This window comes from Enterocloster clostridioformis (assembly GCF_020297485.1).
GTDB classification, from domain to species: domain Bacteria; phylum Bacillota; class Clostridia; order Lachnospirales; family Lachnospiraceae; genus Enterocloster; species Enterocloster clostridioformis.
The window spans coordinates 355,191-380,517 of sequence record NZ_JAIWZC010000002.1 but is presented as its reverse complement, the minus strand read 5'-3'; the positions used below and the strand labels follow the sequence as shown (position 1 = coordinate 380,517).

The following is a 25,327-nucleotide window of genomic DNA, read 5'->3' as shown; positions in this document are numbered from 1 at the left end:
CGTCATGGAAAGGAGCATGACGAAATGTCAAAAAAAGAACGAGATGAAAAAAGACGGGACAGCAAAGGCCGCCTTTTGAAATCTGGAGAGAGCCAGCGAACAGACGGAAGATACACCTACAAATATACGGATGCCTTTGGAGAACCGAAGTTTGTGTACTCATGGAAGTTAGTCCCCACGGACAAAATCCCTGCCGGAAAACGCTCGGATCTTTCCCTGCGTGAGAAAATCAAGCAGATACAAAAAGACCTTGACGATGGGATTGACACCATCGGCAAGAAAATGACCGTGTGCCAGCTCTATGAAAAGTACATCCGGCAGAGGGGCAATGTGAAGCGGGGAACCCATAAGAGCCGCCAGCAGTTAATGAAACTTCTGTCCGAGGATAAAATCGGAGGGGCCAGCATCGACAGCGTAAAGCTGTCTGACGCCAAAGAATGGGCTTTACGTATGCAGGAAAAGGGTGTGGCCTATCACACCATCTGCAACGGCAAGCGTTCCCTGAAAGCCATTTTTTACATGGCCGTACAGGACGATTGCCTCCGCAAGAACCCCTTTGACTTCCAGATCAATGAGGTTATCAACGACGATACCGTACCAAAGGTGCCGCTTACCCCTGAACAGGAAAAGGAGCTTTTGGACTTCATGCAGAGTGACCCCGTTTATGCCAAGTATTATGACGAGGTATTGATCCTGCTGGAAACCGGGCTTCGTGTTTCCGAACTCTGCGGCCTGACACCTGCCGACCTGAATTTTGAAAAGCGCTTTGTGAATGTAGACCACCAGCTTTTGAGAAGCACCGAGGACGGCTACTACATCGAAGCGCCAAAGACCGACAGCGGCTATCGTCAAGTGCCTATGAGCGCAGCCGCCTACAAGGCATTTCAGCGCGTGCTGCACGGGCGAAAGAACGGCAAAGGCGTTGTGGTGGACGGATATAAGGGCTTCCTGTTCTTAAACCGGGACGGGCTGCCGAAAGCGGCTGTCCACTATGATGCCATGTTTCAGGGCCTTGCCAAGAAGTTCAACAAATGCCATAAGGAACCGCTGCCGGAGGTCATGACGCCGCACACCATGCGGCATACATTCTGTACCAGAATGGCAAACGCAGGCATGAACCCCAAGGCATTGCAGTACATTATGGGGCATGCCAATATCGTTATGACGTTGAACTATTATGCCCACGCCACATCCCATTCCGCACAGGAGGAAATGGAACGGCTGCAAGCCCAGGCACAGACCACCGCAGCAGTCCATGCGCAGCCTGCGTCAGAGAGCGCCCAGGAGGCCCAAGCCGCATAGGATACGCAAAATATGTACTACTGTTTGTACTACGTTTGAGAGCGGAAACATGAGGGGTAATAAGAATGTTTGTGAGGTTCTTCCGATAGGAAAAGTGCCGGAAAAGCCCGAAGTTACGGGCTATACCGGCATATAAGAAATCCTAAAGAGATAATTGGAAATCTATTAAATGATTGTTCTAAATATATTATTATTATTTTAGAGTCCAAATAAGACAGGGGTACTATGAGATGACATCTGCAGATGGCAGAGGAAAGAGCCGCAGGGATACGCTGCTTCCTATCATACTTTGTTTATGTTTTATAGCCAGAAGCATTATTTTTCTTGTTCAGATGATTCTGAAAAGCCAGAAAGAGAACGTAGCATACCTGTATGATGCTGCCAATCAAACCAGGACATCCATTTTAAAACAGATTGAGGGAGACTGGCAGACGCTGGAGGGACTGGCTGTAAGTCTTAGGGAGCTGGCAACGCTGGATGAGAGCCAGATCATGACCATATTAAAAGATATAAATAAGGAAAATGCCTTTATCCGTATGGGATACGCGGATATTAACGGTAATGCCCGTATGGTGGAATATGGAAGGTAATGCCCAATAGGTTAATCTGAAAGGAATGGAATTTTTTGAGCGGGCTTTACAGGGCGGAAAAAGCATATCCAACACATTTGCGGACCAACAGGATGCAAGTGGATATATAAACTATTTTGGCGTCAGAATCAACGACAGCAGCGGCGATGTCAGAGGCATACTCTGTGCGGTCCATTCGGCTGCCGTACTGAGGGAAATCATTGATGCACCGGTTCTTAAAGGGGCTGGTTACTCCAATATCCTGGATGTAAACGGCAATTATGTGCTTAAGACCATTAAGACATATGAGGGAGACATCCTTCCTGATAATAAAGCGAGGATTGCAGAGGCCATAGGAGGCACGGGCAGGGGCAGGGGGGATTTCGTGCTTACGGACAGGCAGGGAATCAGGCAGATACTGGTGATCCTTCCCATTATTGAGGGACAGTGGTATCAGGTGAGTATGGTTCCTGTGGATGTGCTGCGTTCCAGTTATATTCAGACAGCATGGGGCATCATGCTCATCATTGTGGTGGCCTGCGGTTTGTTTATATGGCTGATGAGCAGACAGCGGAAGATGGCTGTGAATAACCAGAGGATGCTGATGAAACTGGCTTACAGTGATTCTCTTACAGGCCTGCGCAATTTCGCGGGCTTTAAGCGTGAAGCGGAGATATTTCTGAACCGTCCTGAGCTCACCCGTTCGGAGCTCACCGCATATGTGCTCTGGTATGGCGATTTAAGGAACTTCAGGCTGATTAATGATGTGCTGGGGTATGAGGAGGGTGACAGGCTTCTCAGGCTGGTGGCAGAGTTTCTAAGGACGGTGGAAGGCCCTGACTGTATCAGCTGCCGCATAGCGGCTGATAGCTTTGCCGGTATTACCCGGTGTGTGGATACGCGGGTACTGGACAGAGGTCTGTGCCAGATTAAGGAATATATGAGAAACTCGGGCATGGATGAACAGCCCTTCATGGAGATTCCTGTGGGCGTTTACCGGTTCCGGCCGGGTGATGGGAAGCAGTCTCTGGATGTGCTGGTGAACTATGCCAATATGGCCCATAAGATTGCAAAGGAAAGACCGGAAAGCTCCTACGTGTTCTATGACGACAGCATCCGCAGGCGTATGTTAGAGGATTCCGCCCTGGAGGCTGAGGCAGAGGCAGCCATGGCAGATGATGAGTTCAAGCTCTATATGCAGCCTAAGATAGATATTCAGAACGGTAACAGGATTACCGGGGCAGAGGTGCTGGCCCGCTGGCTCAGTCCGGGCAGGGGGATGATACTGCCGGGAAATTTCATTCCGTTATTTGAAAAAAGCGAGCTTATTGTGAAACTGGACCGCTATATGTTTGAACATGCATGCCGTTGGTACAGGATTCACCTGGAACGGGGCGGGAGTCCTGTGAGCCTGGCGGTCAACGTTTCAAAAGCCGGTCTGTTCCAGAATGATTTTGTGGATTTTTATACGGATATCAAGGATAAATATTCTGTACCGGACGGCGTCCTGGAGCTGGAGTTTACGGAGAGTATACTGGCTGCTGACACGGAATTATTTGCAGAGCTGGTGGTCAATCTTAATGCGCGCGGGTTTATCTGTTCTCTGGATGATTTTGGTTCGGGTTACAGTTCCCTTAACCTGTTAAAGAATCTGCCAATCGATGTGCTGAAGCTGGATATCCTATTCTTCCACAAGAGCTGGGATATCCGGCGCGAACGCATTGTCGTGTCCAATGTTATCAATATGGCCAGGGAGCTGAATATAAAGACCATTGCAGAGGGCGTGGAGGATATGGACACCGTTGAATTCCTCAGAAAGGCGGCTGCAATGTGATCCAGGGATATGTTTTCGCAAAGCCCATGCCTCAGGAGGATTTTGAACATCTGCTGATGGAAAATCAGGATGGGCCTTTTGGGGGCGGGGATTAGATAGAAGGTTATAGTGTCAGGAATTGCTGTGTCTGTGCCGGAACAGGAGATTGTGTTGATATTTTAAATATGGCAATTACACAATTAAATAGATATAGTGAAAACTATATTTAAGAAGTTATACTTCTTCATCCACCGCAATCCGAAAAACGGACCGCCCCTCCAGGGACAGTCCGTTTTCCATCTACACCATTACAATAATAGGATTAATTCTTTTCAGCCTTTCCGGCATCCTTCGGAAGTGTGACATTCAACAGGATAGCCACCAGGGTAGCGATGACAACCGGAGATTTTCCGAAGATTGTGGTAACCCATGTGGGGAATGCGGACAGGGAGGCGGATGCCTGTGACACGCCCATTCCCAGGGCAGCCGCAAGCCCCACGATGGAGGTATTGCGGTAGTTCATATCTTCCGTCATGACCAGTTTCATGCCGGTCATGGCAATGGAAGCGAATACAGATACAGTCGCGCCGCCTAAGACCGCATAGGGAATGGTGGTCAGCAGGGCGGAGAATTTGGGGAACAGTCCGGCAACCAGTATAATCAGCGCGGAGAGTCCTAAGGTCACACGGTTGACAACCTTGGTGGTAGCCACGATACCTACGTTCTGGCTGTAGGTGGCAGTGGGCAGACATCCCAGGAATGCACCTATGATGTTTGAGAAGCCATAGCCCAGGATAGCGCCGTGAAGCTCATTTGTGGTGGGCTCGCGGTCAAGGCCTCCTGCCGTGGTTGCAGAGAAGTCACCGATGGCCTGCACGGAGTTGATGACAAACAGCAGTCCCAGGGCCACGCAGGCAGACGCCTCAAAGCTGATGCCGAAATGCATGACCTGGGGAAGCTGGAACATGCCGGATTCAGCCACATTGCCGAAGCTTACCATGCCAAAGAACATGGAGAAGATATAGCCTGCAATCATGCCTATAAGGATGGACGCCAGTTTCAGGAATCCCTTGGCAAAATGGTTCAGCACAGTGACTATCACCAGAGTGAAGATGGCAACCACCCAGTTCTGCCATGCGCCGTAGGTGGGCTGGCCCGCGCCGCCTGCCATGTAGTTGATGGCAGTGGGGTAGAGGGACAGACCGATGGTGAACACAACCGTGCCTGCAATCAGAGGCGGGAAGAACTTTCGTATTTTCTTGATGGTAAGGCCTACGAGAATGGCGCAGACGCCGCCTGCAATCTGTGCTCCCAGTATGGCCGGGATGCCGGACTGCTCCGCAATGGCCTGCATACTGGGGACGTAGGCAAAGCTTACGCCCAGGATAACAGGAAGGCCGGAGCCCAGATGGAAACCGTTCTTATTGCCTAAGGGGAAGAGCTGCAGCAGGGTGGCCAGGGCGGATACCACCAGGGAAGCCTGAATCAGCAAAACCCGGTCTGCCGTGTCAATGCCTGCTGCTCCGGAAATTATGATGGCCGGCGTTACACAGCCCACAATCATGGCTACTACGTGCTGCAGGGCCAGGGGAATTGCCTGGCTCATTTTTGGCACACCATCCAAATCAAACAGGGATGCGCGCTGTTTCACTGTATTGTCTGTATTCATATTTCATTGCCTCCTTTACGCTAAATGGATATGAGTACCGGTTTTGCCCTGGATACCGTCTTTTGCTTTTTCCAACAGCGTAATGAGAGCAGTGCGTCCTGGTTTTGATTCAGCAAATTTAACAGCAGCCTGAACTTTGGGAAGCATGGAACCAGGGGCAAAATGTCCCTCTTTGATATACTGTCTTGCTTCTTCTGTGTCCAGGTCATCCAGCCACTTTTCTTCCGGCTTTCCGAAGTTAATAGCAACCTTTTCAACTGCAGTGAGAATAATCAGGAAATCAGCGTTCAGATTCTCAGCTAACAGTTCACTTGCGAAGTCCTTGTCGATTACGGCGCTTGCGCCCTTTAAGTGGTTTCCCTGACGGGTAACCGGGATACCGCCGCCGCCGCAGGCGATTACCAGCTGTCCTGAGTCTACCAGGGAGCGGATAGCGCCGATTTCAACGATTTCAGCAGGCTTTGGAGATGCCACCACGCGGCGGAAACCCCGTCCGGAATCCTCCTTCATGATGTAACCATACTTTTCTTCGGCAATCCTGGCCTGTTCTTCTGTCATGAAATGGCCGATTGGCTTGGAAGGAGCTTCAAACGCAGGATCGTCTGCATCCACACGGACCTGTGTAATCATGGTTGCAACCGGAATATCATACATTTCACGGTTATAGAGTTCCTCTCTTAATGCGTTCTGCAGGTCGTAGCCGATATAGGCCTGGCTCATGGCCACACAGACGGAGAGCGGGGTGTTGGGCTGGTTTGCGTCCTCGCGGCTCAGCGCGGCCATTGCATTGTTGATCATGCCCACCTGAGGGCCGTTTCCGTGGGCTACGATAACCTCGCAGCCTTCCTCGATAAGGTCTACGATGGCCTTGGCTGTAATCTTGACAGCTTTCATCTGCTCAGGAAGGGTATTGCCCAGTGCATTGCCGCCAAGGGCGATGACAATACGTTTTTTCTTGTTTTCCATAGTGATTTTCCCCTTTATAGGGCAGGATATGAGGGTATCCCGCCAAGTTTTTGCATAATTTGAGACAAAAAGGGCTGCAGGACTCAGTCCGGCAGCCCTTACATTGTATTACATGGTAAGATGAATGATTTATTTGAATACCCTGGGAGTTCCTTTTTCTTCCAGCCTCTTTAAAACGTCAGCCGGGTCAGCGAACTTAGCCAGCATAATCATGGCGGCGATAACATATGGCTTGTAGCTTGCTTCTTTGTACAGAGGATCGCGGTAGCGGTCAAATACAGTTGCCTCAACCTCGCCGTCCTTGCAGCTTACATCGTTGATGTCAGCAGGTAAGCAGTGCAGGTACAGAGCCTTGCCGTCCTTGGTGGTCTTCATCAGTTCCTCAGTACAGCACCAGTCTTTGTGCTCTGCGTTCTGAGCAAGAAGTTCTTTCTCCAGAGCCTTGATGCCCTCGTGGTCGCCTTCTGCGTACAGGTTGGTTCTCTTTTCCATAGCTGCAAATGGAGCCCAGCTCTTTGGATATACGATGTCGGCATCCTTGAACGCGTCAGCCATGTCATGGGATACACGGAAGGAACCGCCGGTCTTTTCAGCGTTCTTTCTGGCAACTTCCTCAACCTCCGGCATGATTTCATAGCCTTCCGGATGAGCCAGAACAACTTCCATACCCATACGTGTCATCAGGCCCACAACACCCTGAGGAACGGAGAGAGGCTTGCCGTAGGAAGGAGAGTAAGCCCATGTCATGGCTAACTTCTTGCCCTTTAAGTTCTCTACGCCGCCGAACTCATGGATGATGTGCAGCATATCAGCCATACACTGTGTCGGGTGGTCGATGTCACACTGTAAGTTAACCAGGGTTGGCTTCTGCTCCAGAATGCCGTCCTTGTGGCCCTGTGTAACAGCGTCAACAACTTCGTGCATGTAAGCATTGCCCTTGCCGATGTACATGTCATCGCGGATACCGATAACGTCAGCCATGAAGGAAATCATGTTAGCTGTCTCACGAACCGTCTCGCCGTGAGCAACCTGGCTCTTACCCTCGTCCAAATCCTGAACTTCCAGACCTAACAGGTTGCAGGCAGAAGCAAAGGAGAAACGTGTACGGGTGGAGTTGTCACGGAATAAGGAGATGCCAAGGCCGCTCTCAAATACCTTTGTGGAGATGTTGTTCTCTCTCATGAAGCGGAGAGCGTCAGCAACGGTCCATACAGCTTCCAGTTCCTCGTCTGTCTTTTCCCAGGTCAGGAAGAAATCGTTCTCGTACATTTCCTTGAAGTTGAGGCTGTTTAACTTATCAATGTAATCCTGTAATGTTTTCATTTGATTGACTCCTTTAATATGTTTAATTTTTAATTTGGGTATCGTTGTTGGAAGTTACAAAATAAAAGGGATATCCGTTCCTTCATGAATGTAAGTGGGCCTGAGCCGTTCCGGCGGCCTTCAGCATAAGCCGCCGAAACCAAACAGGTCATTTGGACTTCATGGAAAACGGCATACGAATGAGCAGTGCGAAAAATAGGGCGTATGCCCTATGCTTCCCGGCCGCCCCTCAGGCCAAAAGGATGGCACCGGAACCAGCGGGCCGCGCCACAACTGAATGGCAGCCGGGAAAACACCCTGCGGACAATAAACGAATGAAAGCAATTACCTGTAGCAATATTACATGCAGTAAAATTACATGCAGTATAATTACTTGCAGTAAACGCTGGGCAGAGCAGCATAAACAGCTGCGCAGGTAACTAAATCCTGCTTCCAGGTAATCTCGTTGGGAGCATGAGCCTGGGCCTCAGCGCCGGGACCAAAACCGATGCAAGGAATGCCGTTGCGTCCCATGATGGAAACGCCGTTGGTGGAGAAGGTCCACTTATCGGTAAGAGGACGTGCCTTTCTCATCTCTACCGTAGCGTGGGCACCGATACGCTCGTCGCCGAACAGATTCTTATAAGCTTCTTCCAGGGACTTGGTAACTTTGTGGTCCTCCGGGATAACCCAGGTTGGGAAGTAGCACTCGATTGGATATGTAAGGCCCTTATAGGAAGGACGGGAATACTCATACATGGATACGGTAACATCATCGCCATACTTCTTAACTGCGGGAAGGGCGCGAATCTCGTCTAAGCAGCTCTCCCAGGTCTCGCCTGCTGTCATGCGGCGGTCAAGGGATATGGAACAGGAGTCGGCAACCGCGCAGCGGCTTGGAGATGTGAAGAAAATCTCGGAAACAGTAACAGTGCCGCGGCCTAAGAAGTTGGCTTCCTTATACTCGGGATTGTACTTCTCGTCTAACATCTTCACAAGGCCCTTAACTTCCTTGTCGTCAGCTGCATCATTCTCGTTCAGCGCACGTACATCCTGAAGGATGTCAGCCATCTTATAGATAGCGTTGTCGCCGCGTTCAGGAGCGGAACCATGGCAGGAAACGCCCTTTACGTCAACACGGATTTCCATACGGCCTCTCTGTCCGCGGTAGATGCCGCCGTCGGTAGGCTCTGTGGATACTACGAAATCAGGACGAATCTTGTCTTCGTTGATGATGTACTGCCAGCACAGACCGTCGCAGTCCTCTTCCTGAACGGTTCCGGTTACCAGAACCGTATACTTGTCGCTTAACATTCCTAAATCCTTCATGATTTTAGCGCCGTATACAGCAGATACGATACCGCCGCACTGGTCAGACACGCCGCGGCCGCCAATCTCAGTGTCATTCTCATAGCCCTCGTAAGGATCGAAGTTCCAGTTGTTCTTGTTGCCGATGCCAACTGTGTCGATGTGGGCGTCAAAGCCGATGAGGGTTTCGCCGGTTCCCATGTATCCCAGAACATTGCCCATGGGATCGATTTCCACCTTGTTAAATCCCAGCTTTGTCATTTCTTCAGCGATACGGTCAATGTGTGCCTTCTCGTCACAGCTCTCGCCAGGGAACTTAACGATGTCGCGTAAGAACTTGGTCATGTCTTTCTCATAGTTCTTTGCTGCTTCTTTGATTTTTGCGTAATCCAGATTCATTTCTTCATTTCCTCCATTATACATTGATATTTGTTTTGGGTGTGATACAGGTGATTGTTATTTATCCAGACCTTTCCATACAATGTTCTTGTAACGGTCAGGGTCAGTGTCGCCTTCAGTGGAGAAGAGCAGTACTCTGGAATTCTCATCCAGGCCAATGTCCTTCCTCAGGTCAGCATATTCATCCATGGACATGATGGCTGCCAGCGCGCCGAATGGAGCTGCGCCGGATTCTCCGGAGGTAACAGGCGCGTCGCCCTTGATAGGAGCGCCCAGCATACGCATACCGTTTGCGGCTGCCCAGTCAGGAGCAGCGATGAATACTTTCACATGATTCTTTAAGATATCCCATGAAATGGTGTTGGGCTCGCCGCATGCAAGGCCGGCCATAATGGTTTCCATGTCGCCGTCCACGATGCGGATTTGTCCGTCGCCCGCAGCAGCGCCCTTGTACAGGCAGGCGGCTGCCTCGGCTTCCACAACTACGAAAGCAGGAGGATTATCAGCATAGAGATTGGAGAAGTAGCCTACCACAGCGCCTGCCAGTGAACCAACGCCTGCCTGGACAAAGATGTGGGTGGGACGTTCGCAGCCGTATTCCTTTAACTGCTCCCCGGCCTCCATGGCCATGGTTCCGTAACCCTGCATAATCCAGGATGGAATTTCCTCGTATCCGTCCCAGGCCGTATCCTGTACCATGACGCCTCTTGGCGTTTCGTCGGCTTCCTTGGCTGCCAGACGTACGCAGTCATCGTAGTTCATCTCCTGGATGTCTACCTGAGCGCCTTCCTTGGCGATGTTTTCCAGACGTGTCTGGGTGGAACCCTTAGGCATATGTACCACTGCCTTCTGTCCCAGACGGTTGGCTGCCCAAGCAACGCCGCGTCCGTGGTTGCCGTCTGTGGCGGTGAAGAAGGTAGCCTGGCCGAATTCTTCTCTTAACTGGTCAGAAGTGAGGACTGAGTAGGGAAGTTCGGATACGTCCCTGCCTGTTTCCTTGGCAATGTAGCGGGCCATGGAGAAGGAACCGCCCAGAACCTTGAATGCGTTGAGGCCAAAACGGTAGGACTCATCTTTTAAGTAGATTTCCTTTACTCCCAGGTAAGCTGCCATGTGGTCCAGCTTGGTGAGTGGTGTTTTGGTGTACTGGGGGAAGCTTTCGTGGAATGTCCTTGCCTTTGCAATCTCCTCCAGTCCCATAATCGGCAGGTTCTTGTCATCTGTCTTAGGCATATGATTGACCGCCCATAGAATCTTCTGATCCATCTTACATAATCCTCCTTATTATCATCACGCTTTTTTATCATCCGACTTGCGGCTGTTTACATCAATGTAGCTGTACAAAGTAAATTTGGAGATTCCGAAGTACTTGGAAACCTTGTCCCCTGATTTTGTTATAAGAAAGGCGCCTGCATCGTTTAAGAACTGGATGGCAGTGACCTTTTCCTCCTTGTTCATCAGGGCGGCCGGTTTGCCGATAAGAGCCACCGACTGTTCAATCAGGGTGTCTAACAGGTCGTTGACGTTGTGGACAATCTGTTCGGGCTGCTGCTTCACGTCCCCTTGGGGTTCGGTGTCGATGAGAGCTTTAATGGAACGGTCCACGGTCATCAGGCCTGTTATGTCGTAATTGATGGAGAGAAGATAGTCAATGGAATCTCCTTCCTCATTACGAATGTAGATGGTGCTGGACTTCAGTATCTTGCCGTTGGATGTACGGGTCAGGTATCCAAGATGGTCTTTTAAAGAAGCCGGATCCTTGTGAAGGGTTTCCAGGACTACTTTTGAAGGTCCGTCCCCCTCCTGGCGGTTTGTCACATGACCGTTGTTGATGTGCACAATGGAATGTTCCAGGTCGTGCTTCTTCAGGTCGTGTATGACAATCTCACAGTCAGGTCCGAACTGTCTCGCAAGGCCATCAGCAAGCTGTTTCAGTAAATCTAGTGTGTATGACATGGCTTAACCTCCTTTTCCTCGGACTCTTCAAATCTGGTGACTTTGTACAATAAACATTTCGCAAAGTTGTGATGCGTTGTTTATGATTCCATCATAGCACAAAAAAAAGGAATTGCAAGAGGTTTTTACAAAAAAATTTTGAATATCTAAAAAATTTTGCATTTTCTGCTTGCAAATGGATTTGTATGGTGTTAGTATAGGGGTACAGGAAGTCCTGTTCTATCTTATTAAAGTTTATGAATTAAAGTTTATGAAATGTAAAGGAGAGAGGTTATGTTAGTGATTGGGAACGGTCGCCTGGTTACCAGAGACCCAGAACAGCCATTTTTTGAAAATGGGGCAGTGGCAATGGACGGTACCACAATAAAGAAGGTGGGCACACTGGAAGAGATTAAGAAAGAGTTCCATGATGCCGAATATGTGGACGCAAAGGGGGGCGTCATCATGCCGGCCTTCATCAACACCCACGAGCACATCTACAGTGCCATGGCAAGAGGTCTTTCTATTAAAGGTTATGATCCAAAGGGTTTTCTGGATATCCTGGACGGCATGTGGTGGACCATTGACCGCCATCTGACGGGTGAGCAGACCCGCCAGAGCGCCAGGGCCACTTACCTGGATTCCATTAAGAACGGAGTCACCACTGTATTTGACCACCACGCAAGCTTTGGGGAGATAAAGGATTCCCTGTTTGCCATTGAGGACGCCGCAAAGGAGATGAGCGTCAGAACCTGTCTCTGCTATGAGATATCCGACAGGGACGGTATGGATAAGGCAAGGGCGGCTGTTATGGAGAACGCTTCCTGGATCAAACATGCCCTGGCAGACGATACGGACATGATTGCGGGAATGATGGGGATGCACGCCCAGTTCACCATCTCGGATGAGACCATGGAGCTGGCAGCAGCCAACAAGCCGGCTGAGGTGGGATACCACATCCATGTGGCGGAGGGAATCGAGGATCTGCACGACTGCCTTAAGAAGTACGGCAAGAGAATCGTGGATCGTCTGATGGACTGCAATATCCTTGGGGAAAAGACCCTGCTGGCCCACTGCATTTACGTAAATCCTCATGAGATGCAGCTGATTAAGGATACGGATACAATGGTGGTACATAACCCTGAGTCCAACATGGGCAACGCATGCGGATGCCCGCCAACCATGGAAATCGTGCACAGAGGAATTCTCACCGGTCTGGGAACAGACGGCTATACCCACGATATGACAGAATCCTTTAAGGTGGCCAATGTTCTTCACAAACATCACCTCTGTGATGCCAATGCAGCCTGGGGCGAGGTTCCTCAGATGCTCTTTGAGGGCAACGCGAAGATTGCAAACCGCTATTTTAAGAAGCAGTTAGGCGTACTGAAGGAAGGCGCTGCCGCTGACGTGATTGTCACTGACTACATCCCGCTGACTCCTATGGATGCATCCAATATCAACGGCCACATCCTGTTCGGCATGACGGGAAGAAGCGTGGTGACCACGGTATGTAACGGCAAGGTTCTGATGAAGAACAGGGAGCTTGTGGGACTGGATGAGGAGAAGATCCTTTACGAGGTAAGGGAAGAGGCAAAGAAGCTGGCCCATTCCATCAACGGTTAACGGCCAAAACAGACACAATGTATAATTTATAAGTGATATCCGATTGCAGGGCGGCGGGATTTCGGCACCTCGGGACGACTGAGTCTCCCGGGCGGCTGAGCCGGATGGAGAGCCTGCGGACTATGTCCGCAGTATCCGGTGCTGGGACCTGGTCTGGTTATAAAGGAGGATAAGAATAATATGAGCGACATTATGACCCCGATTCCATTTGGAAAACTGATGAACTGGATCCTTGAAGAGAACAAGAAGGGAGCTGTATTCGGCATCAAGAGGCCATTCATTGCGGACCCGGACAAAACCTATGAGATTTTTGGCCGTAAGCTGGAGACTCCCTTCGGGCCGGCAGCAGGCCCCCATACCCAGCTGACCCAGAATATCGTGGCTTCCTACGTGGCAGGCAGCCGTTTCTTCGAGCTTAAGACCGTACAGAAGCTGGACGGTGAGGACCTTCCCGTATCCAAGCCATGTATCAAGGCAGACGACGAGTGCTATAACTGCGAGTGGTCCACAGAGCTCTATGTGCCCCAGGCATTTGACGAGTATGTAAAGGCGTGGTTTGCATGTAAGGTGCTGGCCAGGGAATACGGCCTGGGAAGTCCCGACGGCTTCCAGTTCAACATGTCCGTGGGATATGACCTGGACGGAATCAAGACAGAGAAGATTGACCGTTTCATTGAGGGCATGAAGGATGCCTCTGAAACCGCCATTTTCAAAGAGTGCAGGCAGTGGCTGCTTGACAATCTGGACAGGTTTGAGAAGGTGTCCAGGGAGGATGTGGAAGCCATTTCTCCCAATGTATGCAATTGCGCAACCCTTTCCACCCTTCACGGATGTCCTCCCCAGGAGATTGAGCGTATCGCCAGATACCTGATTGAGGAGAAGAAGGTACATACATTCATCAAATGTAATCCCACCCTGCTTGGATATGAGTATGCAAGGAAGATCATGGATGATATGGGATATGATTACGTTGCCTTTGGCGATTTCCACTTTAAGGACGATTTACAGTACCGGGATGCGGTTCCCATGCTCCAGAGGCTCCAGGCCCTGGCGGACGAGAAGGGTCTGGAATTCGGCGTGAAGATCACCAACACCTTCCCGGTAGACGTAAAACAGAACGAGCTTCCCAGCGAGGAGATGTATATGTCCGGCAAGTCCCTTTATCCGCTGTCCATGTCCGTTGCCAAAATGCTGGCCGAGGACTTTGGAGGGAAGCTGCGCATTTCCTATTCCGGCGGCGCTGACTTCTTTAACATCGCGGATATCGTGGATGCAGGCATCTGGCCGGTGACCATGGCCACCACCATGTTAAAGCCGGGCGGCTATGAGAGACTGGAGCAAATTGGACAGCTGTTTGCGGCCAGAGAAGCCGCTGCCTTTGAGGGCGTGGATGCTGCCAAGGCAGCCGGCCTTGTGGAGGCTGTAAAGTCCGACAAGCATCATGTAAAGGCAGTAAAGCCCCTTCCTTCCAGGAAAATCAATAAGCCGGTTCCGCTGACGGATTGTTTCATCGCCCCCTGCCAGGAAGGATGCCCTATCCATCAGGATATCACCAGATATCTGCAGCTGGCGGGAGCAGGTGAGTTTGAGCAGGCCCTGGAGGTCATTCTCAATAAGAATCCTCTTCCCTTCATCACAGGTACCATCTGCGCCCATAACTGTATGAGCAAGTGTACCAGAAACTTCTACGAGTCCCCGGTGGATATCCGCAGGACCAAGCTGGAGGCGGCAGAGGGCGGCTTCCGGGCAGTTATGGCAAAACTCAAAGCGCCGGAGATTACCTCTGATAAGAAGGCGGCCGTAGTGGGCGGCGGCCCGGCCGGACTGGCGGCAGCTTATTTCCTGGCCAGGGGCGGTGTGAAGGTGACCCTGTTTGAGAAGGAAGAGAAGATGGGCGGCGTTGTCCGCAATGTGATTCCGGGTTTCCGTATCAGCGACAGCGCCATTGACAATGACGTGAAGCTGGTGGCAGCCATGGGCGTGGAGATGGTGAACGGCAGGGAAATCACGGATATAGAGGAACTTAAGAAGGATTACGATTATGTTGTCCTGGCCGTAGGCGCGTCCGAGCAGGGAATTCTTAAGCTGGAGACAGGGGATACCATGAATGCCCTGGATTTCCTGGCCCGGTTCAAGGCAACGGACGGCAAGGTGGAATTAGGCAGAAACGTGGTTGTTATCGGCGGCGGCAACACGGCCATGGATACAGCCAGGGCTGCCAAGAGAAACGCCGGCGTGGAGAAGGTTTCCCTGGTATACAGAAGAACCAGACGCTACATGCCTGCTGACGAGGAAGAACTGGTTATGGCTGTGGAGGACGGCGTGGAATTCGCTGAACTCTTAGCTCCCGTGAAGCTGGAAAATGGCGTCCTGTACTGTAAGAGAATGGTACTGGGAGATATCGACGCAAGCGGACGCCGCGGCGTGGTGGAGACTGACCAGGTAGTGGAAGTGCCTGCCGACACCGTAATTGCCGCTGTTGGCGAGAAGGTACCGGGCGCATTCTACGAGAACTGCGGCATTGTTCTGGACAGCAGAAGACGTCCCCAGGTGAACCAGGAGACACTGGAGACTTCTGTGAAGGGTGTCTATGTTGCCGGCGACGGCCTGTACGGTCCTGCCACGGTAGTGGAAGGAATCAGGGACGGCAAGATGGCAGCAGAAGCCATCATCGGAAAGGCCCTGGCAGAGGACCTGTTTAAGCTCTCGGACGCAGAAGCCATCTATGAGCGCAAGGGCAGGCTGGCCGAGGAAAATGCTCATGTCATCGACAGCACCCGCTGCTTATCCTGCAACAGCTACTGCGAGAACTGTGTTGAGGTATGCCCCAACAGAGCGAATATCTCCCTGGTGGTTCCGGGCATGGAGAAGCATCAGATCATCCATGTGGACTATATGTGTAATGAGTGCGGCAACTGCAAGAGCTTCTGTCCATGGGACAGCGCTCCCTATCTTGACAAATTCACCCTGTTTGCCAACGAGGCCGACATGGCTGACAGCAAGAACCAGGGCTTCACGGTACTGGATGCCGCCGCCGGTGTATGCAGGGTAAGGCTTCAGGGCAAGGTCATGGATTACACAGCCGGTTCCGCAAACGCAGATGTGCCGGACGGCATCCGGAAAATCATCCAGACAGTCATTAACGACTATTCATATATGCTGTAGATAGTGTCTGAACTGTTATAATGTGTGCGAATTGCCGTACAAAGGAGTCCTCAATGAAAATGTGGGGACTCCTTTAGCAAAGGCTTGTTAAAAAAGTAACGTTATTCTTTTGTGAGAATAATGAAAGGAGAAGAATAAAATGGCACAAAAGCGCAATAAAAAAGTAGCTGTGGTGCAATGCCTGGGGGGCTGTCATGCAGAGGCAGTTATTCCGCGTGAGGGCCTGACCGGGGATTGCAGGCAGATCTTGGCAGACCATCCGGACGGCATACTGAAATGTAAATGGGGATGTCTGGGCATGGGAAGCTGCGTGACGGCCTGTAAGATGGACGCCATTCATATAAATGGCCTTGGGATTGCGGATGTGGACCGGGGCAAATGTGTGGGCTGCGGCCTGTGCGTGAAAGCCTGTCCCCAGGGCCTGATACGCATTACCACGCCGGAATATCCGGTTTATCCGGCATGTATGAACCAGGATGTGGGAGCCCGGACAAGGAAGGATTGCTCGGTGGGCTGTATTGCCTGCGGCATCTGTGTAAAGAACTGTCCGGCGGATGCCGTCAGGATAGAGAATAACCACGCGGTAATCGATGAAGCAAAGTGTATCGCCTGCGGTATGTGTGCAGTCAAATGTCCAAGAGGAATCATACTGGATGCCGACGGCATTTTCACAGTAAAGGCGTAGAGGCAGGAGGCATAAAATGGGAGAGAACTTTTGTTTTACAGTAAATGGAGTGGAACGCTGCACCAGCGAGGATAAACCGCTTCTGCGCTATCTGAGGGATGACCTTCACCTTCATTCTGTCAAAGACGGGTGCAGCGAAGGCGCCTGCGGTACATGTACAATCGTAGTGGACGGAAAGGCCGTCAAGTCCTGTGTCCTGACAACCAGGCGGGCAGTGGGCAAAAACATCATTACCACGGAGGGGTTAAGCGACGCGGAAAAGGAAGCCTTTGTGTACGCCTTTGGAGCAATGGGATCCGTGCAGTGCGGATTCTGTACGCCGGGCATGGTGATGGCCGGAAAGGCGCTGATTGACCGCGTCCCGGACCCCACTGAGGAGGAAATCAAGGTAGCGCTAAAGGGAAATATCTGCCGCTGTACAGGATATAAGAAGATTATCGAAGGCATCCAGCTGACGGCAGCCATCCTGAGAGGCGACGCCCGGATTGAGGAGTCCCTGGAAAAGGGAGACGAGTACGGCGTGGGCAAGCGCGCCTTCCGCCTGGATGTGCGGGAAAAGGTGCTGGGCTACGGCGAGTACCCGGATGACGTGGTGATGGAGGGAATGGTATATGCTTCGGCTGTACGCTCACGGTATCCGCGGGCGCGGGTTCTGGATATCAACTACGAGAAAGCGGCGGCGCTTCCTGGCGTGCTGGCTGTGCTTACGGCCGAGGATGTCCCCAATAACAAGGTAGGCCATCTCCAGCAGGACTGGGACGTAATGATTGCAAAGGGAGATATCACCCGGTGCGTGGGCGATGCTATCTGTCTGGTGGTTGCCGAGTCCAGAGACATCCTTGAGAAGGCAAAGAGGATGGTAAAGATTGATTATGAGGAGCTGAAACCCGTGTGCTCTGTCCAGGAAGCCATGGCAGAGGACGCGCCCAAGGTACACGAGAAGGGAAACCTGTGCCAGAGCCGTCATGTTACCAGGGGGAATGCAAAGAAGGCTCTGGAGAATTCCAGGTATGTGGTGACCCAGACTTACCGCACGCCCTTTACCGAACACGCTTTCCTGGAACCGGAATGCGCGGTGGCCTTTCCTTACAAGGACGGCGTGAAGGTATATTCCACAGACCAGGGCGTCTACGATACCAGGAAGGAAATATCCATCATGCTGGGCTGGGATCCGGACCGGGTGGTTGTGGAAAACAAGCTGGTGGGCGGCGGCTTCGGCGGCAAGGAGGATGTATCCACACAGCACATAGCAGCCCTGGCAGCCCTCAAGGTGCAGAGGCCGGTAAAGGTGGTATTCTCCAGACAGGAATCCTTAAGCTTCCATCCAAAGCGCCATGCAATGGAGGGCACGTTTACCCTGGGATGCGACGAGAACGGTATCTTTACCGGACTGGATTGTGAGATTTATTTTGATACAGGGGCCTATGCGTCACTGTGCGGCCCCGTGCTTGAGAGGGCGTGTACCCACTCTGTTGGGCCTTACTGCTACCAAAACACGGATATCCGCGGTTTCGGCTATTATACCAATAATCCGCCCGCGGGCGCGTTCCGCGGATTCGGTGTGTGCCAGAGTGAATTTGCCCTGGAGTCCAACATCAACCTTTTAGCGGAGAAGGTGGGGATTTCCCCATGGGAAATCCGCTACCGCAATGCCATTGAACCGGGCAAGGTGCTTCCAAACGGGCAGATTGCGGACTGCTCCACAGCCCTTAAGGAAACCCTTCTGGCTGTAAAGGATGCCTATGAGAGCAATCCGGGCAGAGCCGGAATCGCCTGCGCCATGAAGAACGCGGGCGTGGGCGTGGGACTTCCCGACAAAGGCCGGGCAAAGCTGGCTGTCCACGACGGAAAGATTGAGTTATACAGCGCTGCCTCCGATATCGGACAGGGATGCGCCACTGTATTCGTACAGATGGTTTCCGAGGCAACCGGCCTTGGAAAGGAACTGATCAGGAATATGGGGGCCAATTCCGAGGTGGCGCCTGATTCAGGAACCACATCCGGTTCCCGCCAGACCCTGATTACAGGCGAGGCTATCAGGATGGCTGCCGCTGATTTGAATGAGGCATTGCAGGAAGCGGGAGGGGACTTAAGCCAGCTGGAAGGCCGTGAGTTCTTTGCGGAATTCTTTGACCCCACGGATAAGCTGGGGGCGGATGTGCCCAATCCAAAGAGCCATGTGGCTTACGGATTTGCAACCCATGTGGTGGTGTTAGACGACGACGGCAGGGTAAAGGAAGTGTATGCTGCCCATGACTCCGGAAAGGTAGTGAACCCCATTTCCATACAGGGGCAGATTGAGGGTGGCGTTCTCATGGGACTGGGCTATGCCCTGACCGAGGACTTCCCGTTAAAGAATGGCGTTCCCCAGGCTAAATACGGCACCCTGGGACTCATGCGCTCCACCCAGATTCCTGATATCCATGCAATCTATGTGGAGAAGGAAGAGCTGCTGCCCTTTGCGTACGGCGCAAAGGGAATCGGGGAGATAGCCACCATACCGACCGCCCCGGCGGCACAGGGAGCTTATTACGCAAAGGACCATATTCTGCGGACAGCGCTTCCCATGGATGACACTTATTATTCAAAGAAGAGGTAAAAATAACATTGGAAATGAACAGCGAAAGGCAGTCCATCTGCTTTTCGCTTGTTCCGCATGAGGAGACGATATTATGGACAACAACCTTGAAGGGACAGGGCATGAAATGGAGCACGGAATGGAGCATGAAATGGAGCACGGAATGGGACATAGAATGACGAATAAGGCCGTTGAATTCCGGTTTGCAGAACCTCAGGACGTAAACCTGATTCTCAGGTTCATAAAAGAGCTGGCTGATTACGAGGGAATGCTGGACCAGGTGGTGGCTACAGAGGAGCTGCTGAATCAGTGGCTGTTTGAAAAGGAAAAAGCAGAGGTGATTCTGGGGATGAAGGATGGGGAGGCAGTTGGATTTGCGCTGTTCTTCCATAATTTCTCCACATTCCTGGGCAGGTCCGGCATTTATCTGGAGGACTTGTATGTGCGTCCGGAGTACCGGGGCCAGGGCTTCGGAACCGCCTTTTTGAACCGGCTGGCAGCCATTGCGGTGGAGCGGGGCTGCGGACGTCTGGAGTGGTGGTGCCTGGACTGGAATAAGCCAAGCATTGACTTTTATCTGGGAATGGGCGCCCAGGCCATGAGTGACTGGACCGTGTACCGGATTGACGGGGAACGGCTGAAGGCCATGGCAGTTACTGCTCAAGGGTAACACGTCCGAAGGCCATGGCAGTTACTGCTCAAGGGTAACACGTCTGAAAGCCATGGCAGAAGGAGAGCAAGCTGGGAAATATATTTATATTGACAGACGGAACAGGAGAGTGATGGATATGAAGCAGGTATTAAAAGGCGGAATTGTTGTTGGCGGAAGCGGCAGTTTCAAGGCAGATGTGCTCATTGACGGGGAAAAGGTGGCGGCAGTGGGAACCGGGGAGGAAATCGGGCATCTGGCAGACAAGGATACCCGGGTTGTGGATGTGGAAGGCTGCCTTCTCTTTCCGGGATTTATTGATGCGCACACCCATTTTGACCTCCATGTGGCGGGAACTGTCACGGCAGATGATTTTGCCACGGGAACCAAGGCGGCTGTCAGGGGCGGCACCACCACCATCGTGGACTTCGGAACACAGTACACAGGGGAGAGCCTGGCTGACGGCCTCAGGAACTGGCATGAAAGAGCGGACGGCAGGTGCTCCTGCGATTACGGATTCCACATGTCCATATCGGACTGGAACCCATCGGTCAGCAGGGAATTGGACGACATGATGGAAGAGGGAATCACCTCATTTAAGCTGTACATGACATACGATACCCAGGTGGACGATAAAACCATCTTTGAAATTCTGCGCAGGCTTAAGGAGGTGGGAGGAATCACCGGTGTTCACTGTGAGAACAGCGGCATGATAGCTGCCCTGCAGGCAGAGGCAAAGGCTGCCGGAAGGATGGGCGTGGAAAGCCACCCGGCCACCCGACCCGCTGCCGCAGAGGCGGAGGCCATAGACAGGCTGCTCAGGCTGGCGGAAGTGGCGGATATCCCTGTGATTGTGGTGCACCTTACCTGCCGGGAGGGCTGCGACGTCATTATGGAGGCCAGGAGAAGGGGCCAGAAGGTATACGCGGAGACCTGCCCCCAGTATCTGCTTATGGATGACAGCCTGTACGGGCTTACGGGCATGGAAGGGGCAAAATATGTGTGCGCGCCTCCTTTGAGGAAACCGGAGGATTCCCAGCGCCTGTGGAGGGCTCTGGCGGACGGGACCATCCAGACCGTGTCCACGGACCACTGCAGCTTTACCACAGCGCAGAAGGCGCTGGGGAAGGATGACTTTACAAAGATTCCGGGAGGAATGCCGGGGGTAGAGACAAGGGGTACGCTGCTCTTCACCTACGGCGTGGACGCGGGAAGGATTACCAGGGAAAGGATGTGCCAGCTTCTGTCGGAAAATCCCGCCAAGCTCTATGGAATGTACCCCGAAAAGGGAGTCATTGCCCCTGGAAGCGACGCGGATATCGTTGTCATGCGTACCGGTGTAGAGGATACGGTCACGGCAGCGGACCAGGTGCAGAATGTGGACTACGCCCCCTTTGAGGGAAGGAAGCTGACGGCACGTATAGAGAGCGTGTTCCTGCGCGGCACCCAGGTGGTGAAGGACCATCAGGTGGTGGTTGAAAAGGCCGGGAGGTTTGTGAAGCGCGGGAAGTATGCGCTGTAGGCAGCATAACACCATTGATAGTCTGTAAGACCACTGGATCTGCATTCCATAATCAGGCGGTATTGTCATCGACAGAAACAGGTTTAGCCCACATAAATTCATCCTCCATCCATAATGTAGTAAAATGCTTGCATCTCTAACAACTATTATGAAAGAAAAGTCAGATGTTGTCACTCCGTGGGTTTATTTTGCGCTTACGAATATGCTTCTCTTCTGGCAGAGAAAAAAGAGAAGTATGAAGAATTTAAAGAGGCCAGGAAAGCAATGGTTGAATACCAGACAGCAAAGGATAACGTTGACCGGATTTTAGGCGTTGTACCATTGGAAAAAGAACTGGAAAAAAAGAAAGAATTCCATCGCTGACCACAAAAAATCCCATGCCGGGCAGAGTGTCCTGGCATGGGATTTTTTTGTGATAAAACAGCCTTTTTTGTAAATGCTACTGTGACCCTCCGTTTACATAGAAACCCGTAAGGGAATCCCTGCTTCGGACTCGGATATACATTAGGTAAGGATAGTAATAAAATGCAGAAATAACCGCCCCAGCGTCACCGCCGATGTGCTGGCCAGCAGGGGAAGCGCCTCATTGATGAACACCAGGTGCGTTTTGTCCTGGAGCACGAAATGCTGGGAGGTGACGCCGTATAGCTGGAAAATATACCAGGAGGAGATACAGTTCGCCATGGAGGACATCAGCGGGGGAATTTGCCGAAATCTGCCCTTTGCGATGACGGGACTGTGCCTTGTGCTCCTGTTTTCCTGTCCGGTAACACTGGCGGTGCGAAGGGCATTGGCAAATGTATCTGCGAAGAGTTTGAAGAACAGAGAGCAAAAGTGTGTGTCATCGACCTGTTGGACAACCCCTCCCCTGGCTGGATCGACGTAGGGTATTACTGATTGTGACGCTCCACCTAATGCCAAGTTCATTCGGATCATAGTTCAGATGGTGGACTATCAGTTGGGGCAGGGGCAACACTTCCTCGGGACACCAGTTCGCAAGGAACCACAATTCGCTTGCCCCGGACATTCCCCTGCCAGAGAAGCTGCATACAGAAGGCAGCAGCCCGAATATTTTCACGCATGAACAGTTCAATAGAAGTGAGAGGAGGATCAGAATACTCCGACAATACGGTGTTATTAAAGGTGACGATGCTGATATCCTCGGGCACCCGCAGCCCCCGTTCCCGCAGAGCCATCATGGCTCCTGGTGCAATGGAGTCGCTGGCAATAAACATCGCTTCGGGCGGCCGGCCATACGTTTCCAAAAAGTTCCGCATAGCGGCATAGCCGCTTTTTGCGTTCATTTCACAGTCCAACACCAGCGATGGGTCATAACTGTCCCGGTTAGCCTGACTGGCCCGGTAATAGTAAAAACGGGGGTCCATCGTCAGCTCTTTGTGGTCGCCGAAGGTGTTGACGCCGCCCAGATAGGCAATCAGTTGATGGCCGTTTATCCGCAGATGCTTCAGTGCCAGCTGGACTGCCAGATGATAGTTGGGTAAAATACTATAATACCGCATAGGCTCCGGATCCGAGTCCAAAAAAACGATGTTGTCCGTATACTCGTGGAAGCTGGCCACTTCTTTCTGTGTGAAGCGCCCTATGGCAAACAAGCCATCCAGAGGCGCCTGATCCCGCCGGACAAAACGACGCCGCTCATCCCGGTAGAGGGGGACTGTAATCCACTGCCGGGAGAAGCATTCCTCATCCAGGATATTTTTCAGGGCAAGGTAGTAGATATCCTCCCGCAGCTCCTCCATATCAAACATTTGCACAACGCCGATCCGCTTCTCCTGCTCTGTTGGAGCTGACGATGCGGTCCGGAGTGTGTTTTTTTTATAGCCCAGGGATTCTGTGATACGCATAACTCGTTCTCGCGTCTCACCAGTGACGCACAAGGTTGGATCCTGATTCAAAATACGGGAGACCGTACCCTGGGCTACACCGGCAATTTGAGCAATATCCTTCAAGGTGGTCATCGTGTCTCACTCCTTGTCTTTACAGCTAATTATTTACTTTATTTTACTGCTTTTTTACAAAAAGTCAAGTGCGGAGCGGCCAACCGGATTGCAGTCGGTTTATTACTCCGGCAATTAGATAATCGTACTTTTCCAAAATGATGATGCCCGGAAACGCTGAAATTTCAATAGTTCTCATGCCGGAGTTTGCGATTTTTTAATTGCCAGAGTAATAAGAACAAGTCCTGATAGTATTGGGGGGGTTGACAGCAGAAATTTCAAGATCAAGAGAACGTTCTTCCTACATGGCCTGGCTTTAGATGTCAAAAATACACCCTAATTTTTGTGCACTTTTCACGAAAGTAAAATATTTAGTAAAATATATTTGTATAATCTATTGACTTTTAGTAAATATTGGAGTAAAGTTTACCTGCACTTCAAAGAACGACTTTTCACGGGAGGGCCCACCGTAAAAAGAGCGCTTGGCGAAAAAATACTATAAATTTATGGAGGTAAGTTATGCAGCAGCTGGAAAAACTGTCTTGGCGCTCAAAGCTCAGCTTTGGCGTCGGTGCCTTTGGCAAGGACCTGGTCTATGCTTTGGTTGGCAACCTGTTCATGTTCTATCTGACCGATGTGCGCTTTGTCGCTCCCGCCTTTGTGGGCACCCTGTTTATGGTGGCCCGAATCTGGGACGCTTTTAACGACCCCTTTATGGGCATGGTGGTGGACAATACCCGGAGCAAATGGGGCAAATTCCGCCCCTGGATCATGATCGGCACTGTACTTAACGCCATTGTCCTGGCCCTGATGTTCTGGAACGTAGACTTTGAGGGCAACACCTTCCTGGCCTTCTGCGCTGTACTGTACATTCTGTGGGGCATGACCTATACCATTGATGATATCCCCTACTGGTCCATGGTTCCCGCCCTGACGGACGATGAAAATGAGCGCAGTCAGGTGTCCGCGATCCCCCGTCTGTTCGCCTCTTTTGCTTGGCTGATCGTAGGTTCCTTCGGCTTAAAAATTATCGACACGGCTGGCGGCGGCGACCGTAAAATTGGTTTTGCCTATTTCGCCATGATGGTCAGTGTGATTTTTGTTGTATGTTCCGCCATCACTGTGATAAACTGCAAAGAGAAAGTTGTCACGAAGAGCGCGGAGAAAACCACTGCCAAGGGCATGCTGCATGTCCTCATCGCCAACGACCAGGTGAAGGTCATTCTGGGCATTGCGCTGTTCTTCAATTTTTCCTATCAGTTGTCCAACTCCTTTTCCCTGTACTACTTCAGCTACGCGATTGGCATTGAGGCTCTGTACCCCGTTTACACTGGCGTGGCCGGTATTGCCCAGATGGCCGCTCAGTTCACATTCCCCATGGTTACCAAGTTCATTGGCCGCGGAAAGGCGTTCTTCCTGGCTTGCTTCCTGCCGGTGGCCGGCTTCCTGCTGCTGTTCGTTGTGGGCATCGTCGCTCCCTCCAGCATCGCCGCTGTGGGCGTCTCCTCCGCGGTGGTTAACTACGGCATCGGCTTTATGCTGGTCTTTATTACGGTCATGCTGGCCGACGTGGTGGATTACGGCGAGTACTCCCTGGGCACTCGGAACGAGTCGATCCTGTTTTCCATGCAGACCTTCATTGTGAAATTCGCCGGCGCGTTCTCCGGTTTCGTCAGCGGCATCGGCCTGACTCTCATCGGCTGGAAAGCAGGCGTTACGCCCGGCGCGGGCACCATCATGGGCCTGAAGGTTATTATGATCATTATCCCCGCGATTCTGTCCGCTCTGTGCTATGTGTTCTATAAGAGCGGCTACAAGCTGACGGGTGAGTTCTACAATAAGATGGTCCGCGAGCTGCGGGCAAGAAAGGAGCAGTAAACA

At 51.7% G+C, this 25,327-nt stretch carries 17 protein-coding genes and 1 pseudogene; 10 read left to right on the top strand and 8 right to left on the bottom strand.

The genetic code is table 11. The annotated features are described in order from the left end of the window. Window positions 1-24 precede the first annotated feature (24 nt). Entirely contained in the window at window positions 25-1,302 is a 1,278-nt protein-coding gene (locus tag LA360_RS28970) for a tyrosine-type recombinase/integrase (protein WP_112482532.1), read from the top strand. A 230-nt stretch (window positions 1,303-1,532) separates the two neighbouring features. Further along, a pseudogene (locus tag LA360_RS28960) lies at window positions 1,533-3,800 on the top strand (bifunctional diguanylate cyclase/phosphodiesterase). 206 nt (window positions 3,801-4,006) lie between these two features. Here the strand turns inward: LA360_RS28960 and LA360_RS28955 are convergent. The 6 genes from LA360_RS28955 to LA360_RS28930 form a co-directional block, all read right to left on the bottom strand. Beyond that, window positions 4,007-5,353: a uracil-xanthine permease family protein gene (locus LA360_RS28955; RefSeq protein WP_022201743.1), complete on the bottom strand. Its 1,347-nt coding sequence runs from the start codon at window positions 5,351-5,353 to the stop codon at window positions 4,007-4,009. 15 nt (window positions 5,354-5,368) lie between these two features. Next, window positions 5,369-6,319 (bottom strand): carbamate kinase, encoded by a 951-nt coding sequence (gene arcC / locus LA360_RS28950; RefSeq protein WP_022201742.1) that lies wholly within the window; start codon window positions 6,317-6,319, stop codon window positions 5,369-5,371. 129 nt (window positions 6,320-6,448) lie between these two features. Further along, window positions 6,449-7,642, bottom strand: coding sequence for a knotted carbamoyltransferase YgeW (gene ygeW, locus LA360_RS28945; RefSeq protein WP_002584668.1), 1,194 nt, complete (start codon window positions 7,640-7,642; stop codon window positions 6,449-6,451). Between the two features lie 369 nt (window positions 7,643-8,011). Continuing rightward, window positions 8,012-9,328 carry a YgeY family selenium metabolism-linked hydrolase gene (locus LA360_RS28940; protein WP_002584667.1) on the bottom strand — a complete coding sequence of 439 codons (1,317 nt, stop codon included), beginning with the start codon at window positions 9,326-9,328 and terminating at the stop codon, window positions 8,012-8,014. Window positions 9,329-9,385: 57 nt separating this feature from the next. Continuing rightward, window positions 9,386-10,594: a diaminopropionate ammonia-lyase gene (gene dpaL, locus LA360_RS28935; RefSeq protein ID WP_022201741.1), complete on the bottom strand. Its 1,209-nt coding sequence runs from the start codon at window positions 10,592-10,594 to the stop codon at window positions 9,386-9,388. Window positions 10,595-10,618: 24 nt separating this feature from the next. After that, complete coding sequence (locus LA360_RS28930) at window positions 10,619-11,284, bottom strand: helix-turn-helix transcriptional regulator (RefSeq protein WP_002584665.1); 666 nt, start codon at window positions 11,282-11,284, stop codon at window positions 10,619-10,621. A 273-nt stretch (window positions 11,285-11,557) separates the two neighbouring features. Here LA360_RS28930 and ssnA point away from each other — a divergent pair, with 273 nt between their 5' ends. The 7 genes from ssnA (at window position 11,558) to LA360_RS28895 (ending at window position 21,851) form a co-directional block, all read left to right on the top strand. Beyond that, window positions 11,558-12,889, top strand: coding sequence for a putative aminohydrolase SsnA (ssnA, locus tag LA360_RS28925; RefSeq protein ID WP_022201740.1), 1,332 nt, complete (start codon window positions 11,558-11,560; stop codon window positions 12,887-12,889). 180 nt (window positions 12,890-13,069) lie between these two features. After that, window positions 13,070-16,054 carry a putative selenate reductase subunit YgfK gene (ygfK, locus tag LA360_RS28920; protein WP_022201739.1) on the top strand — a complete coding sequence of 995 codons (2,985 nt, stop codon included), beginning with the start codon at window positions 13,070-13,072 and terminating at the stop codon, window positions 16,052-16,054. A 139-nt stretch (window positions 16,055-16,193) separates the two neighbouring features. Then, on the top strand, window positions 16,194-16,739 hold the full coding sequence (locus LA360_RS28915; RefSeq protein WP_022201738.1) for a 4Fe-4S binding protein: 546 nt from the start codon (window positions 16,194-16,196) through the stop codon (window positions 16,737-16,739). A gap of 16 nt (window positions 16,740-16,755) precedes the next feature. After that, window positions 16,756-19,338 (top strand): selenium-dependent xanthine dehydrogenase, encoded by a 2,583-nt coding sequence (gene xdh / locus LA360_RS28910; protein WP_089774833.1) that lies wholly within the window; start codon window positions 16,756-16,758, stop codon window positions 19,336-19,338. A 73-nt stretch (window positions 19,339-19,411) separates the two neighbouring features. After that, entirely contained in the window at window positions 19,412-19,987 is a 576-nt protein-coding gene (locus tag LA360_RS28905) for a GNAT family N-acetyltransferase (RefSeq protein ID WP_057572515.1), read from the top strand. Window positions 19,988-20,105: 118 nt separating this feature from the next. Continuing rightward, window positions 20,106-21,488 (top strand): dihydropyrimidinase, encoded by a 1,383-nt coding sequence (hydA, locus tag LA360_RS28900; RefSeq protein ID WP_022201736.1) that lies wholly within the window; start codon window positions 20,106-20,108, stop codon window positions 21,486-21,488. Between the two features lie 177 nt (window positions 21,489-21,665). Then, window positions 21,666-21,851 carry a hypothetical protein gene (locus LA360_RS28895; RefSeq protein WP_112482534.1) on the top strand — a complete coding sequence of 62 codons (186 nt, stop codon included), beginning with the start codon at window positions 21,666-21,668 and terminating at the stop codon, window positions 21,849-21,851. A 141-nt stretch (window positions 21,852-21,992) separates the two neighbouring features. On the opposite strand, the gene LA360_RS28890 is transcribed toward LA360_RS28895, so the two are convergent. Both LA360_RS28890 and LA360_RS28885 read right to left on the bottom strand, forming a co-directional pair. Further along, entirely contained in the window at window positions 21,993-22,172 is a 180-nt protein-coding gene (locus tag LA360_RS28890) for a hypothetical protein (RefSeq protein ID WP_081031229.1), read from the bottom strand. A gap of 248 nt (window positions 22,173-22,420) precedes the next feature. Beyond that, complete coding sequence (locus LA360_RS28885) at window positions 22,421-23,467, bottom strand: LacI family DNA-binding transcriptional regulator (RefSeq protein ID WP_022201734.1); 1,047 nt, start codon at window positions 23,465-23,467, stop codon at window positions 22,421-22,423. Window positions 23,468-23,965: 498 nt separating this feature from the next. Between LA360_RS28885 and melB the strand changes: the two genes are divergently transcribed. Beyond that, window positions 23,966-25,324: a melibiose:sodium transporter MelB gene (gene melB / locus LA360_RS28880; protein ID WP_022201733.1), complete on the top strand. Its 1,359-nt coding sequence runs from the start codon at window positions 23,966-23,968 to the stop codon at window positions 25,322-25,324. Window positions 25,325-25,327: the final 3 nt, after the last annotated feature.